Genomic DNA, 16,324 nt, shown 5'->3' with positions numbered 1-16,324 from the left:
ATCCCTGCCCGCAATCGCCGGCACAGCCCGGCCGAGGAGCCCGATCGATGAGAACGCTATTCGCGGCCCTGCCGCTTGTCCTGACGCTTGCCGCCTGCGGCAGCGGTGGCGGGAAACCGCAGACCGACCGAACCGAACCGACGCACCCGGCCGAGACCGCACACGCCGAGCCCGACCTCGTTGCGCTGACCCCACAGCAGATCACGACAGCCGGCATCGAACTAGCCCATCCGACGATTGGCCGCAGCGGTGGCACTATCGAGGTACCGGCTCTACTGGAAAGCGATCCACAGGCGACCCGGATCGTCGCCGCAACCCTGCCCGGGCGCATCGTCGAGCTGCGCGGCAACCTTGGAGAACGCGTTCGTCAGGGCGAAACGCTGGCCGTGCTCGAAAGCCGCGAGGCGGCCGGTCTTCAGGCCGAGGTGCAGCGTGCGGCCGCTGGCGCCGAACTTGCCCATAGGACACTTGCCCGGGATGAGGCGCTCTACGCCAAGGGCTTCCGTCCCTTGCGCGAGGTGGACATCTCGCGTGCAGCCGCAAAACAGGCGGACGTGGCGCTTCGTCTCGCGCGCGAGCAGGTCGCCGCGAGTGGTTCGCGCGGGCGGCAATACAACCGCATCATCCTTGCAGCCCCGATTTCTGGCCAGGTGATCGCGCGTACTGCTATGCTCGGCCAGAACTTCGCCGCCGATGCCGCGGAAACCGAGTTGTTCCGCATTGCCCGCCTCGACCGACTGAGCGTGTCGCTCTCCGTTTCTCCTGCCGATGCGGCGCGCATCCGAGTCGGGGCGGCGGTGCAGGTCCGGGCCGCCGCTCGAACCGGCCAGGCGCGCATCCGCTTCATTTCCCCCGTGCTCGACGAAAAGACCCGGCAGGTGCCGGTCCTTGCCGAACTCGACAATCGCGCCGGCAAGTGGCGCGCGGGCGAGCCGGTCAGCGCATCGGTCTCGCTACCGAGCAATGGCGACGGCGCGGTCCGGGTGCCCTACACCGCCGTGCAGACCGTCGAGAGCCGCACGATCGTTTTCGTCCGCACCGGTAACAGCTTCCGCGCCGTGCCGGTTTCGCTCGGGCATCGGGACGGTGCGATGGTGATCGTCACATCCGGACTGACCGGCGGCGAAACCATCGCGGCAGCGAACAGCTTCACCTTGAAATCAGCCCTCGGTGCATCCGAAGCCGGGCACGAGGATTGAGGCCATGATCGATCGCTTCGTAGCATGGGCGGTGGACAAGTGCTGGCTCGTCCTCCTGCTAACCCTCATCGCCGCCAGTGTCGGTGCCGGCGCGCTCTGGCGCCTGCCCATCGATGCCGTGCCGGACATCACCAACAATCAGGTGCAGGTGAACATCCTGGCACCTGCGCTGTCGCCAGAGCTGATCGAGAAGCAGGTCGCATTCCCGATCGAGACCGCGCTTTCGGGGATCAAGGGGCTGGAGAGCACCCGTTCGCTCAGTCGCAACGGCTTCGTCCAGGTCACCGCGATCTTCTCGGATACGACCGACATCTACTTCGCGCGGGCACAGGTGCAGGAGCGCCTGTCCCAGGCGCAGGAAGACCTGCCTGTCGGCACCCGCCCGGAGATGGGACCGATCGCAACCGGACTGGGCGAAGTGTATATCTGGACGCTACGCTATGCGGAGCGCGGGCACACCGATCATCGCCCGGGCGAGCCCGGCCTCCAGCCCGACGGCAGCTACATCACGCCGGAAGGCGACCGGCTCGCCAGCGAGGCGGACAAGGCGACCTATCTCCACACCGTGCAGGACTGGATCGTCGCGCCGCAGGTGAAAACCGTGAACGGCGTCGCCGGCATCGACTCGCTCGGCGGGTTTGAGAAGGAATATCTGGTTGTGCCGGACGTCCAGCGGCTCGCGAGCTTGCGCCTGTCGCTATCTGATCTCGCCGACGCGCTCGAACGCAACAATGTCGCCACGGGCGGCGGCACGGTGAACCGCAATGGCGAAGGCCTTGCGGTACGCGCCGATGCCCGCATTCGCAGCCGTGCGGAGCTGCGCGCCACGGTGATCGCGACGCGCGAGAATACGCCGATCATGCTCAGCCAGGTTGCCGAGGTGCGTCTCGGCCAGGGTATCCGCATGGGGGCCGGATCGGAAAATGGTCGGGAAGTGATCACCGGCACCGCGATCATGCGGATCGGCGAGAACAGCCGCACGGTCTCCACCGGCGTAGATGCCAAGCTGAAGGCGATCGCACCATCGCTGCCCCGCGACATCGTGATCGAGCCGGTGCTGGACCGCACCAAGCTGGTCAACGCCACCATCACCACCGTCTCGCGGAATCTCGTCGAGGGCGCGTTGCTCGTCATGGTCGTGCTGTTCCTGCTGCTCGGCAATTTCCGCGCCGCGCTGATCGCAGCCATGGTGATCCCGGTCACGATGCTGCTCACGAGCTTCGGCATGCTGCAGGCGGGCGTTTCGGCCAACCTGATGAGCCTGGGCGCCCTCGACTTCGGGCTGATCGTGGATGGCGCCGTGATCATCGTCGAGAATACCCTGCGCCGCCTCGCCGAACACCAGCATGCCGAACAGCGCGCGCTCAACGTGCCGGAGCGCCTCGCCACCATCTCCGCCGCGGCGCGGGAGATGATCCGCCCGTCCGTCTACGGCCAGGCCATCATCATGCTCGTGTATCTGCCGCTGCTCACCCTGACCGGGGTGGAAGGCAAGACCTTCGAACCGATGGCGCTGACCGTGATCATCGCGCTCGCCTTCGCCTTCTTCCTCTCGCTCACCTTCGTACCGGCGGCAGTGGCCGTAGCCCTGTCCAGGCCGGTCGAGGAGAAGGAGGGCCGGATCGTCGCATGGCTTCGCCGACGCTACGAACCCGCTCTGGACAAGGCGATGCGGCGGCCGAAGCGGACCATCGGTGTCGCGCTCGGCGCACTCGCGCTGGCAGGCGCTGCCTATACCACGCTCGGGCAGGAGTTTCTGCCCCAACTGGATGAGGGCGACGTGCTTGTCTCGGCCTTCCGCGTGCCCGGTACCTCCGTCGAACAGAGCCAGAAGATGCAGGCGCAGATCGAGAAGTCGCTGGCTGGCATGCCGGAAATCCGCACCGTCTTCTCGCGTACCGGTACTGCCGAGGTTGCCTCGGACCCGATGCCTTCCAACGCCACCGATACCTTCATCATGCTTAAGGACCGCAAGGACTGGCCCAATCCGTCCGAGGACAAGACCGCAGTCGTAAAGCGGATCGAGGCACGGCTCGCCCAGGTCCCGGGTCATGCCTATGAGGTCACCCAGCCGATCCAGATGCGCTTCAATGAACTGATTGCAGGTGTGCGGTCGGACGTGTCGGTGAAGATCTTCGGCGAGGATTTCGGCGCGCTCAACGCGACCGCGGCGAAGATCGCGGCGGCTTTACGCAAGGTGCCGGGCGCGGAGGACGTGAAGGTCGAGCAGACGGAGGGCCTGCCGATGCTCGACATCGCATTCAACCATGACGCGGCGGCCCGGCTCGGCGTCCGAGCGCAGGATGTAACGGAGACCGTCTCCGCTGCCGTAGGAGGGCGCCAGGCCGGCGTGATTTTCGAGGGTGACCGGCGATTTCCGATCGTCATCCGTCTGGACGATGCGATGCGCGCCGACATGGAGGCGCTCGGCCAGGTTACCGTGCCGACGCCTGCGGGAGCCTTTGTGCCGCTCTCTTCGGTCGCGGACATCCGTCTGCTCGACGGCCCGAACCAGATCAGCCGCGAAAACGGCAAGAGGCGCGTCGTCGTCCAGGCAAATGTGCGGGGGCGTGACGTGGCGAGCGTGGTCGCGGAAGCGCAGGCGGCAATCGCGCGAGACCTCGCTTTGCCGGCGGGCAGCTGGCTCGAATGGGGCGGGCAGTTCCAGAACCTCGCCTCAGCCAGCGACCGGCTGGCAATTGTTGTCCCAGCCTGCTTCGTGTTGATCCTGATGCTACTCTACGGCGCGCTGGGGAATGTCCGAGACGCGGCGATCGTGTTTACCGGCGTACCACTGGCTCTGGTGGGCGGGGTTCTGGCCCTGCTGCTGCGGGGCATGCCCTTCTCGATCTCGGCAGCGGTGGGCTTCATCGCGCTGTCCGGTATTGCGGTGCTCAATGGGTTGGTGATGGTCACCTCCATCCGGCAACTCGTCGCCCAAGGTACCGATCGGGCAGAAGCCGCCCGCGGAGGCGCACTCGCGCGCCTCCGCGCCGTGGCGATGACCGCGCTGGTCGCCAGCCTCGGCTTCGTGCCGATGGCACTTGGACATGGCGCCGGCGCCGAGGTCCAGAAGCCGCTGGCGACGGTCGTGATCGGCGGCTTGGTAAGCGCGACCCTGCTCACGCTGTTCGTGCTCCCGACGCTGTATGCGCGCTTCGGTGCTCCAGCGGCGGCAAGGGAAACCTGAAGCACTTGGCAGACGCCCGCATCGGGGTTCTTCCCTCCGAGCAGGTGCTTGCGCTGCTTACGGAGCTTCGAGCGATGAATGGCAGGTCGCTGCATGCAGAAAAAATGGCTTTCGGCGAGCCTATCTCCGCGGCGACCATGAGGACGAACGCACTCGGAGGATGCAATATAGGTGTGGAGTTGCGCGTTGCTTTCGACGTCGAAGATGCTGACGTTGACGTAGCGACCCACTACCCGCCAGATATGACGCCAAGTGCCAGCGGGCTGCAGTTCCTGGAACCGGGCCTTCTCCGCCACCTTGAGGCGCTCGGCTTCACCGGCATCGAACCCCTGTGGGATGGCGACGTCCATTTCAACCAGGAACAGCATCAGCCCCGCTCCCACAACATGCAGGGTTGGCGCGGTGCGGTCGCGCCGGAAATGAGCCAACTTGTCCGGATCGATGGCGCCGAAGCCCGGGCCATCAGACACGCGGAGCGCGAAATCGGCATCGTCGAGCGACTCGGCAAGAATCTCCTCGGTCAGCAGCAGGGGCCCGAACAACTCGGTACCCCAGGCCAGCCGCGGCAGCGTCGCGAAGAGATGCGCCGATGCCGCTGTCCCTACACCTGCCTCCAGCATGGTACCGCCATACAGCCCCACGCCCGCGGCATCGGCGGTCGCGAAGGCGGAACGCGGCCCGTGCAGCGCCTCATCCGCCATCAAGGGAATACCCTGCCGGGCAGATAGTCGTGCCATTGCGGGCAGCGCATCTTTCGCCACCGGCTGCTCGACGAGATCGCAGCCGACATCCGCCAGAAGCTGCATGCCAAGATCGGCCTGCACTTCGTCCCACCCCTGGTTGACGTCGACGCGAACGCTGCCGGCATCGCCGATCGCGCGCTTGATCGCCGCGACATGCGCCACGTCCTCGCGCACGTCGCGCTTACCGATCTTCAGCTTGAAACTATTGTGCCGCCACGCTTCGATCATCGCGGCGGCCTCTTCGATGTCACGCCCGGGATCGCCGCTAGCCAGCGTCCATGCGACGGGCAGCGTGTCGCGAACGCGACCGCCGCCGACAAGGGTGGAGACCGGGACGCCGAGCCGTTTGCCGGCAGCGTCCGGCAACGCACTTTCGACCGCGCACTTGGCGATGCGGTTGCCGACGACATGGCGGCCGATTGCAGCCATCGTTTCGGCGACACGTTCCAGATCACACGTCGCGAGCACCGGTGCCATGTACGTGTCGATGGCAGATTTGATGCCCTCGGCGCTTTCCTCGCCATAGCTCAGGCCAGCGATGGTCGTGCCTTCGCCGATGCGCTCGATGCCGTCGCTCATCCGGATACGGACCAGCACGATGCTCTGATGGCGCATCGTTGCCATCGCAAGCACGTTCGGGCGGATGGTCGACAGGTCGACTAAAATGGCCTCGATCGAGCTGGATTCTCACTTTCGGTCCTCGGTATGGGCTCCATCCCCCGCAGCTACGCCTGGGGGCGGCGCGATCCCAAGACTATCGAAGTCTGGACCCTATACCTGACAGGTATGGTTCCATCATGGCCTTCGCCAGTTGCGCTACTTCCTTGCGGTTGCCGAGGCGCGAAACTTCACCCACGCCGCTGAGCGGCTGCACATCTCCCAGCCGCCGCTCAGCCGACAGATTCAGCAGCTCGAGGCGGAGATCGGCGCTCCTTTGTTCGATCGCTCTGCGCGGCCGCTGCGCCTCACCCCGGTAGGGCGGCTGGTGTTCGAGCAGGCAACCCAGTTGATCGGGCGGATCGGCGAAATGCGCGACATGGTGGCGCGCGCGGTCAGGGCAGAGCAGCGGCGCTTCGTGATCGGTTTCGTCGCCTTGACCATCATGCCCGCCTGCCGCCGCTGATCCGTGAGTTCCGCCGCACCGCGCCGGACGTCGATCTGTCGCTGGTCGAACTCGTCAGCCTGTTCGGCGATCGCGGCCTATCGCCGCGGGTGGTCCATGAAGCGCGCGAACTGCAGATCGCGCTAGGGTTGGTGGCGGCAGAAGAGGGCATCTGCATCGTTCCGGAATCGGTCCGCAAGTCCCACATCGACGGTGTCCACTTCCATGATCTGGCGGAGGTCGCAACCTCGCCGATCATCATGAGCCACCGGGCGGAAGACCACACACCTGAGCTGGTACTGATGGCCGAAATCGTCGCGCGCATGTATCGGCTCTGGGGATACGCCGTTCCGGACAAGGTGCTAAAGCTTTCCCATCTTACCCGAGAGGCCCTGGAGACCATGAGCGGACCGATACTCTGAAGCTGGCGGGTAGAAATGAGCACTGACGCCTTGGCGCGGTTCGCCAGGCTAGCTCGCAGCATCGCGAAGATCGCAAGAACGCCAAACGCAGCGGCCTGAGGTAGGGCGGGAAAGTCTGCATATAGAGGACCCAGGCCATGCCCCACGCAGAGTACATGCGGCCAGCTCGCCGGATCGGGTCCGGTGCCGCGTTCGAGGACGGGTGGGCAGCGCCGCCTTCCTTCGTTCAAGCTGGAACGAGTTCGATCGGCAATTCCCCGAACGCATGCAGCGTGTTGTTGCGGCGACGGGCAGCCGGGCGACGACCATGTCGCCGACCTGGATCTATGCGCCCGCCCGGCCGAGACCTTGCCGCTGTTGCCGGCGCCCCTGGGGAGCGTCCATCTCGCGCTTCTGCTCGTGTCCGCATATCGTTCAGCCAGCAGCGGGGCGCCGTTGATAGTCGTTTTTCGACCACGCGAGCATCGGTCTTGAGTGTGAATGACCGTTCGGCGCTCCGCCGGCAAATCCCTGAACCTGGCAGACCCATGCCCCCGCGCTCCTGCTGGTTTTAGGCCGTGACACCTCCACCAACTGCGAAATTGTAGCAGCGTATCTCCCGCCTGAAACGGGCCCGCATTTCTGCTGCGAACCCGATTTACGAACAGGTGAGTGGGGTCTGATGGGTACAGTGAATATGGTTATTCGATTCCTGCAACCCCAGGAAATCTCGTGCCACTTTGCAACCTCTGAGAAGCCGTAACGCCGCACCGTTCCGCCTGTACGGTCGCGGCAATGAAGTGCCGGCACACAGCCGCGCAATCGCAAGCATACTGCGAGAAGCGATGGCGATGGATCTCAGCGGCTCACCCTTCCACGAGCGCCGTGAAGCGAAAGTCGCGGAAGCGCGCGTGGCCCGGGCCGGCGCAGTACAGTCCCGGGCGCAGCATGAGAAAGCCGCCGCGCACATTGTGGTGATAGCCGGACACCTCCATGCCGCGGTCAAAGCGCTGCCAGCTCCGCCCCTCGTCCCCGCTTGTCCAGAGCGAGACGATGTGCCGGCGGTTCACCACCCGCATGCGCAACACGCGGCCATGCGCATGCGGCGGGCGCCCGCGCTCCGCACCATATTGATGCGTCACGAAACGCTCGGCATCGAAACCCAACCCGCAATAGAGCCGGTCGTCGTAGAACAGCAGCAAGCCCGCGGTGGCGCCCCCGTCGATCTCGATCGTACATTCGAACTGATAGGCCTGGTCGCCCGCGGTGAGGAGCAACGGCGCGGAATCGTGCGGGGCACTGCCGCGGCCTGCCAGTTCGAGCATACCGCCGCGCATGCGCACGCGCTCGGCTTCATCCGGCCCCGGCCGGAAGAAATTCCACTTCCTTCCAAAATCCAGCGTCTCGAACCGGTCCGAAAGCGGCTGCCCGTGCGGCACTGCGCTGCCGCCGCGCGGCTTGGCGATCGGCGCGGAAAGGTCGCCCCCGGTCATGCGGAACCAGCCGTCCGCAGTCCAGCGGATCGGATCGAGCAACGCCTGCCGCCCCAGTGTCCAGAAGCCGTTCTCATAGCCGTGATAGACCGACCACCAGGAGCCGTCCGGTCCCTCGACCAGACTGGCATGGCCGCGGCACCACCAGCGCTCGCTCTCGTCGCGCGTGCGCACCACCGGGTTGCCGGGGTCGTTCTCCCAAGGTCCGTGGATCGATCGGGCGCGAGCGACGATCACCATATGGCCGGTAGGCGGTCCCGCGGTGCCGCCCACCGCCGTGATCATGTAGAACCAGCCGCCACGACGCACGATCTTGGGGCCTTCGGGCGAGAAGCTCTCGACGTCCCAGTCCTCAGGATAGCGCCAGGGCTCATAGACATGCTCGACCGGGCCGGCGACCGACAGCCCGTCCGCGGCCAGCCGCACCCGATCGCCGCCCGACAGGAACAGCCAGCGCGATCCATCCTCGCCGACCGCGTGGCAGGGGTCGATATGCGCGTGCAGCCCGAGGTCGATCGGGTCGCTCCAGGGACCGTCGATATGGTCCGCCCAGAGCACGTAGATGGTGTTGGGCGATGCCTTCACCGGCACGTAGAGGAAATAGCGGCCGCCATGCTTCTCGAGGCTCACCGCCCATACCGAGCCGATGTTGCGGGTCAGCGCGGACGTGCGCGGCTGCCAGTTCACCAGATCGCGGCTGTGCCAGATCGTCAGCCCCGGATAGCTGTCGAAGCTGGAGAAGGTCATGTAATAGTCGGCGCCGTCCTTCAGAATGGCGGGATCGGGATGGTCGCCCGCGAGCAGCGGGTTGAGGAAGCGCCCGTCACCGAGATCGGGCTTCCGCTGATTGTCGAAACCGCGGGCCCATGCGACCTCGGCAGGCGGCAGCGTCGTCGATCCTGCGAGCGCGGGCGCCCCCGCCCCGGCAACGGCGCCCGCCAACAAATCGCGTCGGCCGATCCGCATCACGCGAGACCCCGCGCCTCGGCCCAGCGCCGGAACAGCTCGGGCCAGACCTGGACGGGCTTTCCGGCCGCCAGCCGCAGCCCGAAGCCGTGGCCGCCCTCGGGGAAGAGATGCGTCTCCGCAAGCACGCCCGCCGCCCGCAGCGCCGCGCGCATCTCCAGCGTGTTTTCCACCGGCACGCTCGCATCGTCCTCGGCATGGAGCAGGAAGCAGGGTGGCGTCCGTGCCGTTACGTTCCGCGCAGGCGTGTGGGCGCGTTCCAGCGCGGGGCTGGCCTGCGCGCCCAGCAACTGTGTGCGCGAGCCGGAATGCGCGGTCGGCAGTGTCATCGACTGGACGGCATAGAGCAGTGCCGCGCCGTCCGGGCGGGCGGAGAGACGGTCCGCCGCATCCACCGCGGCATAGCTGGGGACATCGAAGCGGGTCGCGAGGTCGCCGCAAAGGTGCCCCCCCGCCGAGAAGCCCATGGCAACCACTCTGTCGGGTCGGATGCCGAAGTCGCCGGCGCGCGCGCGAAGTATCCGCGTCGCCCGCTGCGCATCGGAAAGCGCGACATCCGGGCCCGCACCCCAGCCCTCGCCCGGCAGCCGGTAGAACAGCACGAAGGCGGTGTAGCCGCGCGCGGCCAGCCAGCGGCCCATCTCATAGCCTTCCTTGTCGACCACCACCCAGCGATAGCCGCCCCCGGGAAAGAGCAGCACCGACGTCCCGTTGGGCCGTTCCGGCCGGAACACGACGAGCCTTGGACGGGTGATCCCATGGACCGCACGATCTGCGAAATGCGCGTCCTTGCTCCGCTCGTCGACGGACTCGACCGGCGGCACGGCAGGCACCCCCGGCGCGCCGCCCGGCCACAGTTCGATCGTCTCTTGCGGATCCGCCGGACCCGGCACCGGCCTGCCGGGCACCGCAGGCGGCGCTGTCTGCGCCGCCGCTACGCCGCCGATGCCGAGCGCAAACGTTCCGAACAGGGCGCTTCTGCGGTCTATCCCCGGCATGCCGTTCCTCCCTCGCGCGTCGCTCACATCTTGAAGCGGGCGCCGATCAGGATCGTGCGACCAAAGTGGTTATATTCATAGTTCCGGTTGGCATCGAGATCGGTGTAGCGATCCCGATAGTCGTCGGTGAGGTTGGTGCCTTCCAGCGACACTTCGACATTCGGCGTGATCTTGTACCGGATAGAGGCATCGACGTTGAGCGACGAATTATAGCCTTCGAAGATGTTGCCGGTGCCCGAGCCGCCATCGATATACGGCCCGCGATAGCTCACCGAGCCGCGCGCGCTGAACTTCTGGTCCTCATAATAGAGCGTGCCGTTATAGGCGCGCTTCGACAGGCCGTAGAGCGTCTCGGTCCGCGTCACCGCGACCAGCGCGCCGCCGGGCGCAACTGCTGGTCCGCTCTGGGTGTAGGCGGCATCGGAGTCGATGAAGGTCGCATTGGCGATCATGCCGAAATTCTTGAGGAACCCTGGCAGGAAGCGAAAGGCGGTCTGGAACGAGATTTCCATGCCCTTCAGCGACGCACCCTTACCGCTGGTGATCGAGCTGATCTGCCAGAGCTGTCCCTCCGGATTCGACGCCGCGGGCGAGCTCGGCGGGATGATCGACAGCGGCAGGCCGGTCGAGGCGTAGGTGCCCGAGGTGGTCACCGACACCGGGAAGCTCTCGACGTTCTTCTTGAACAGCGCGACCGAGAAGATCGACTGCGGGGCGAAATACCATTCGGCCGCCAGATCGTAGGACGTCGCGCGGAACGGATCGAGCTGCGGGTTGCCGAAGCTGATCTTGTAGTTGAAGCCGTCGACTGAACCGCCCGGGGTCAGGTTGCCCAGTGTCGGCCGGGTCATCACCTTGGAGACGGCGCCGCGCAGGATCACCTTCTCGGTCGGGAACAGCGCGACGTTCAGCGCAGGCAGCCAATCGTCGTAGTTGCGCTTCACCGTCACCGCCACGCCGTTGTTGAGGCCGGTCGAGGTCTGGTCGGTGCGGGCATAGCGCATGCCGGCATTGGCGGCGTAGCGCAGGCCGAACAGGTCGCCCTTCACGTCGAATTCGAGATAGCCGCCCTTCACCGCCTCGACGACGTTGCGGATGTTGCCCGCGTCGATCGCCAGCGGGCGATTGTAGAGGCCGGTATATTTGGCCGAAGCGTCGATATTGGGAATGAGGAAGCTGGTGGTCGTGCCCGAGGGCTGGCCGGCATTGCCGAGGTTGAACGTCTCGCCCAGCCCCGCCGCCGGATAGCCATAGACCGCGCCCGGCGCGAAAACCTGGCCCGATCCCGAGCAAGTCACGTTGCCCAGCACCGCATCGCGCGCGGCGGCCGCATTGGTCGGGCACACCACGGCGTCACGGGTATATGCGACGGAATCGAAGGAGAAGCGCCGATAGACCCCGCCCGCCTTGACCTGGAAGCCGTCGGTCACGTCCCACTCCCCGCGCAGCTGTGCGGTGCGGAACTTGTTGGTGACGTTGGAGGGGCGATCGCGGATCTCGGCCAGCTGGAAGTTCGCTGGATCGGTGACGCTGGTGCCGAAGGTGAGCTTCGGCTGCCACATGTTGGTATAGTCGTAGCTGTAATTCTGCGCGGTGCGGTTGTCGAAGACGAAGGTCGTCTCCAACGGGATGTTCGCAGCCGATTTCGAGATGCCGCCGAGCAAGGTGAAGCGGAGCTTGTCGGTGACGTCCTGGTCCCAGCTGCCGCCGATCTGGTAGAATTCGGTCTGCGACTTGCGCAGATAATGCTCGGTGCGGACCCAGGCATCGTTGAGCGTGGCCGACACCATGTTGCCCTTGGTGTCATAGGTCGGGTTGAGCAGGTCGATCGAGCGTTCGTTGGAGCGCAGGAGCACCTCGCCCCATTTCTCCTCGCGCGTCTCCTTGAAGCGCGAATAAAGGCCGTCGATCGAGATCTTGGTCCGGTCGCTGGGTGCGAACTGGACGCTGCCGGTGATGCCCAGCCGCTCGCGATCGTGCCGCACCTCGCCGTAGCGCGGGATGCGTGGATGGAAGGCGAGCGCCGCCTGGTTGCACGCCGCGCTGGAGCGATAGGTGCCGCCGCTGTTGCGCACCGGCGTGGTGCCGGTCGCGCTGTTGTAGAAGCAAGGCGTGCCGTTCACCGAGTCGAAGCGCGCCTGGGCCCAGCGCACGGTGTTGTTGCCCAACTCGAGATTGTTGGTCTTGCTGTAGGCCGCCGACACGGAGGCGCCGAACGTTCCGGCCTCGTTCTTCCAGGAGAGCAGGCCCGCCAGGCGCGGCCGCACGTTCTTGGAGAGATCATTGTAGCTGGCCTGGGCCGATCCGACCGCGGTGAAGCCGGTCTTGCCGGCCAGCGGATTGCCGGTGTTGAGGTCGACCACCGCGCCCAGCGAGCCCTCGTCAAGCGAGGCTTCAGCCGTCTTGTGGACGACGATCGAGGTGAACAGCTCGGAGGCGAACACGTTGAAATCGAACGCGCGATCGCGGTTCGCGCTGGCACCGTCGGTCGAGGTCGCCACCGTTTCCATGCCGTTGACCCGGACGCGGGTAAACTGCGCGCCGAGACCGCGCACGGTGATCGCCCGCCCCTCGCCCGCATCGCGCTGGATCGAGATGCCGGGGATGCGCTGGAGCGATTCCGCCAGATTCTGGTCGGGGAACTTGGCGATGTCTTCGGCGACGATCGCGTCGACCGCGGCCACCGAATCGCGCTTCACGTTCAGCGCCGCATCGAGCGAGCGACGAAAGCCGGTGACGATGATTTCCTGATTTTCGGCCTGTCCGCTTTCGATCCCAGCCGACGGGTCCGTCTGCTGGCTACCCGACGCCACCTGCGCCGCGGCTGCCGTCGGCGCGGCCAGCGCCAGGATCAGCGCACCCGCCGAAACACCCCGCAAGTGCCGCATGCGTGCCTGTCCCGGCACCGAGAACCCCTCAGCCATTTCTCTCTCCCTTCGTCCCCGCAGGACGGTCCGTTCTGAAAGCGGCCGCGCGCGCCTGCGCGCTACCGTCGTCCAATCCGTGAGGAGGGCCTCTGCACGCGATATCCGCGTGTCTGTTCGATCCTCCCCGGGGTCCACGGGTCTTCGCCCGCTGTCCCCACGCCTTTTCTGCGCGTTATGGTAACCGGTGTCAACAGGCGTTTCGCACAGCGGATGCTGTCTTTTCCGTCACTGGTTTGGAGCGTCGTAGACAGGGCGGATCGCACCGCAGGCACGATGCCGCGGTGTGTCAGCCGTTCGGTCGCTTCCCGGCGATCGCCGGTCAGCTACCCGGCTGGATATAAGGCACGCGCGCGAAGAGCTCACGCTGCCAGCGGCGCGGATCGTTTTCGACGTGGCTGTGCGTGTCGAACACCATCGTCGCTCGGGTCGCGATATCGTAGCGCGGCCAGCGCGGCATCCCCGCAGCATTGGGATCCCCGGTCCGGGCGAAGGCGACGAAACGATCCTGCATCGCCGCACTCGCGGCACGCGCGTCGGCCGCCGCGCCGGTCTGTGATCCCTTGGCAGCGAGCGTCCCGAACACCAGTGGGATGTCCATCGTGTGGAAGGCGCCGCGCCGCGGATCGGTGCGCGAGGTGAAATCGACCTGATAGACGAACGTGGGTGCGCCTGCGGCAGCCCGCACCTCGGCCTCGATCACCTGTCCGCGCCAGCTGCGGCCTGCGGTGGTGGCGGCGTAGAAGATGTCGGTCGGCGACCAGTCCGGAAAATGCGCGCGATATTGCGCCACCACCCATTCGGGCAGGATGTCGATCTTCAGCTCGGGCGCCATGCGCGCGGCCAGATTGTCCCAGTCGAGCCCGCGCACCTTTTCCGAATCCGGCGACAGGAACGCCCTGGTCTCGTCGTGCACATTGCCCAGCATCATCGGGATCGCGTTGCCCAGCGGATTGGCGTCCGGCCAGAAGGGATGGCGAGTGAGCCATTTCATGTCGAGCACCGGCCCGAAATACAGGCCGCCGCCGAGGATCGGGTCCGTCGCGTCGAGCGCTTCGACGAGCCGGGCAACCGGCAGGTCGAGCAAAGCGGAAAGGTCGCGCTCCGAAAGCTTCAGCGCAGCAAGATAGGCGCGCGCCCGCGCGGTCGCGTTGAGCGGGCCGGACGCGGTCACCTGCTGGCCGCTCATCGTCGCGGCGCGGTGGAACAGCCCCTGCGCGGCCGGCATGCCCATCATCGTCGCGATCTTGGCCCCGCCCCCGGACTGGCCGAACACCATCACGCGCTGCGGATCCCCGCCGAACGCGGCGATGTTGGCCTGCACCCATTGCAGCGCCAGGATCAGGTCCAGCTGCCCGGCATTGCCGCTGTCGGCGAATCGCGGATCGAACCGCGCGAGATAGAGATAGCCGAGCGCATTCAGCCGGTGGTTGACGGTCACCACCACCACATCGCCCCGCGCCGCGAGCGCCTCGCCGTCATTGAGCGGATCGGTGACGCTGCCGTTCGAATAGGCGCCGCCATGGATGTAGAGCATCACCGGCTTGCGCGCCCGGGTGTCCGCTTCGGCGGTCCAGATATTAAGGTAGAGGCAGTCTTCGTCCTGCGGGCCATAGGGGCCGCGCTGCGGGCAGACCGGGCCGAAGCGGTCGGCCGCGAAGGTCTGCCCCGGCGCCGCGAAGGCAATCGGCGCGCGGAAGCGCGGGGCGGTGCCATAGCGAATGCCGCGGAACGCCCGCACGCTGCCGGATCGGGTACCGACAAAGTCGCCCGCCGTGGTGCGAACCACGCCGTCCGGGGCTGCCCGTGCGGTCGTCGCGGCAACCAGCGCCGCCCCTGCTCCGAGCGCCCGGCGCCGAGTCCAGCCCTGGCTCACCGGGCGAGCCATCCGCCGTCGACCGCTAGGATGTGGCCCTGCACATAGGCCGCAGCGTCGGACGCGAGGAACACCGCCGCGCCGCCCAGATCCGCCGGGTCGCCCCATCGACCTGCCGGGATGCGATCGAGGATCGCGGCGTTGCGCGTAGCGTCCGCCTGCAGCGCGGCCGTGTTGTTCGTGGCGATATAGCCGGGCGCGATCGCGTTGACCGTCACCCCGTGCCGCGCCCATTCGTTGGCGAGCAGCTTGGTGAGGCCGCCCACCCCCGCCTTGGACGCGGTATAGCTCGGCACCCGGATACCGCCCTGGAAGGTGAGCATCGACGCGATGTTGATGATCCGTCCCCTGCCTTGCGCGATCATGTGGCGCCCGGCCGCCTGGCAGAGGAAGAACACCGATTTGAGGTTGGTGTCGATCACCGCGTCCCAGTCCGCCTCGGTGAAGTCGACCGCATCGGCGCGGCGGATGATGCCGGCATTGTTGACGAGGATATCCAGCCGCCCGAGCCGCGCCAGCGTCTGGTCGACCACCTGCTCGACCGGCGCGATGGTGGACAGATCGGCGGAGACGATCTCCGCGCGGCGGCCCAGCGCGGCGATCTTGTCGACCGTTTCCTCGGCAGGCGTACGACCGACACAGGCGACATCGGCACCCGCCGCCGCCAGCGCGACCGCGATCGCCTGCCCGATACCGGTATTCGCGCCGGTGACGATGGCGACCCGGCCGGTGAGATCGAAGGGGTTGGTCATGGCATATCCCTCTCCCCCGCCCGCTTGCGGGAGGGGGTCGGGGGGTGGGCCCCCGCTATCCATGAAGTCCACTGCGCGCGAAGGCCGGGGGCCCACCCCCCAGCCCCCTCCCGCGCGCGGGAGGGGGAGCTAGGCGCTCAAGCCAGCTGGCAGATATCCAGCACCTGCATGTCGGTATAATCCTGGTTCTCGCCGGCCATCGCCCAGATGAAGGCATAGGCCTTGGTGCCCGCACCCATATGGATCGACCAGGGCGGGCTGATCACCGCTTCCTCGTTGGCCAGGACGATATGCCGGGTCGCCTCGCCCTCGCCCATGAAATGCATCACCCGATCCTTCTCCAGGTCGTCGAGCTCGAAATAGAAATAGATCTCGCTGCGGCGCTCATGGACGTGCGGCGGCATGGTGTTCCACACGCTGCCCGGCTTGAGCACGGTCAGCCCCATCACCAGCTGCGCGCTGTCGCACACGCCGGGGATGACCAGCTGGTAGATCGTTCGCTCGTTGGACTCGGCGAGGCTCCCGCGCTCCAGCGCATTGGCATCGGCGATGCCGAGCTTCCGGGTGGTGAACGCCTTGTGCGCCGGGCAGGACGCCAGATAGAAACGCGCGCCTTCGCCGGAGAAGATCACCTCCTGTGCACCCATGGTGACGTAGAGGCAGTCCTTGTTGCCGAGCGC

10 protein-coding genes and 2 pseudogenes are annotated in these 16,324 nt (G+C 66.6%); 4 read left to right on the top strand and 8 right to left on the bottom strand.

Going from position 1 to position 16,324, the window contains the following annotated elements:
• Positions 1-47 precede the first annotated feature (47 nt).
• Both ACTJKY_RS12045 and ACTJKY_RS12040 read left to right on the top strand, forming a co-directional pair.
• On the top strand, positions 48-1,199 hold the full coding sequence (locus tag ACTJKY_RS12045; RefSeq protein ID WP_440846363.1) for an efflux RND transporter periplasmic adaptor subunit: 1,152 nt from the start codon (positions 48-50) through the stop codon (positions 1,197-1,199).
• 4 nt (positions 1,200-1,203) lie between these two features.
• Positions 1,204-4,389 (top strand): efflux RND transporter permease subunit, encoded by a 3,186-nt coding sequence (locus ACTJKY_RS12040; protein WP_440846361.1) that lies wholly within the window; start codon positions 1,204-1,206, stop codon positions 4,387-4,389.
• A gap of 173 nt (positions 4,390-4,562) precedes the next feature.
• Here the strand turns inward: ACTJKY_RS12040 and ACTJKY_RS12035 are convergent.
• Together ACTJKY_RS12035 and ACTJKY_RS12030 are read right to left on the bottom strand one after the other, a co-directional pair.
• Positions 4,563-4,757, bottom strand: a pseudogene (locus ACTJKY_RS12035) (muconolactone Delta-isomerase); the annotation flags it as partial.
• 3 nt (positions 4,758-4,760) lie between these two features.
• Positions 4,761-5,807 (bottom strand): annotated as a pseudogene (locus ACTJKY_RS12030) (enolase C-terminal domain-like protein); the annotation flags it as partial.
• 136 nt (positions 5,808-5,943) lie between these two features.
• Between ACTJKY_RS12030 and ACTJKY_RS12025 the strand changes: the two are divergent.
• Both ACTJKY_RS12025 and ACTJKY_RS12020 read left to right on the top strand, forming a co-directional pair.
• Positions 5,944-6,255 carry a LysR family transcriptional regulator gene (locus tag ACTJKY_RS12025; protein WP_440846359.1) on the top strand — a complete coding sequence of 104 codons (312 nt, stop codon included), beginning with the start codon at positions 5,944-5,946 and terminating at the stop codon, positions 6,253-6,255.
• An 89-nt stretch (positions 6,256-6,344) separates the two neighbouring features.
• Positions 6,345-6,656: a hypothetical protein gene (locus tag ACTJKY_RS12020; protein ID WP_440846357.1), complete on the top strand. Its 312-nt coding sequence runs from the start codon at positions 6,345-6,347 to the stop codon at positions 6,654-6,656.
• An 845-nt stretch (positions 6,657-7,501) separates the two neighbouring features.
• On the opposite strand, the gene ACTJKY_RS12015 is transcribed toward ACTJKY_RS12020, so the two are convergent.
• The 6 genes from ACTJKY_RS12015 to kduI all read right to left on the bottom strand — a co-directional run.
• Positions 7,502-9,094, bottom strand: a complete 1,593-nt coding sequence (locus ACTJKY_RS12015) for a family 43 glycosylhydrolase (RefSeq protein ID WP_440846355.1) — start codon at positions 9,092-9,094, stop codon at positions 7,502-7,504.
• Complete coding sequence (locus ACTJKY_RS12010) at positions 9,094-10,092, bottom strand: alpha/beta hydrolase (protein WP_440846353.1); 999 nt, start codon at positions 10,090-10,092, stop codon at positions 9,094-9,096. Before ACTJKY_RS12010 ends, ACTJKY_RS12015 begins: the two co-directional genes overlap by 1 nt.
• A 23-nt stretch (positions 10,093-10,115) precedes the next feature.
• The gene (locus ACTJKY_RS12005; protein WP_440846351.1) at positions 10,116-13,016 is read right to left on the bottom strand and encodes a TonB-dependent receptor; all 2,901 of its coding nucleotides are present in this window, start codon (positions 13,014-13,016) and stop codon (positions 10,116-10,118) included.
• 322 nt (positions 13,017-13,338) lie between these two features.
• Entirely contained in the window at positions 13,339-14,904 is a 1,566-nt protein-coding gene (locus tag ACTJKY_RS12000) for a carboxylesterase/lipase family protein (protein WP_440846349.1), read from the bottom strand.
• A complete protein-coding gene (kduD, locus tag ACTJKY_RS11995; protein ID WP_440846347.1) occupies positions 14,889-15,644 on the bottom strand; it encodes a 2-dehydro-3-deoxy-D-gluconate 5-dehydrogenase KduD in 756 nt (251 codons plus the stop codon). The genes ACTJKY_RS12000 and kduD overlap by 16 nt, the downstream gene beginning before the upstream one ends.
• A gap of 137 nt (positions 15,645-15,781) precedes the next feature.
• Positions 15,782-16,324: 5-dehydro-4-deoxy-D-glucuronate isomerase (kduI, locus tag ACTJKY_RS11990; RefSeq protein WP_440846345.1), on the bottom strand; the 543-nt coding region annotated here is incomplete at its 5' end.

It is taken from the genome of Sphingomonas sp. 22176 (assembly GCF_052045505.1).
Lineage (GTDB): Bacteria > Pseudomonadota > Alphaproteobacteria > Sphingomonadales > Sphingomonadaceae > Sphingomonas.
Note: the sequence above shows the minus strand (reverse complement) of the source record. Positions and strands in the feature narration are given on the sequence as shown.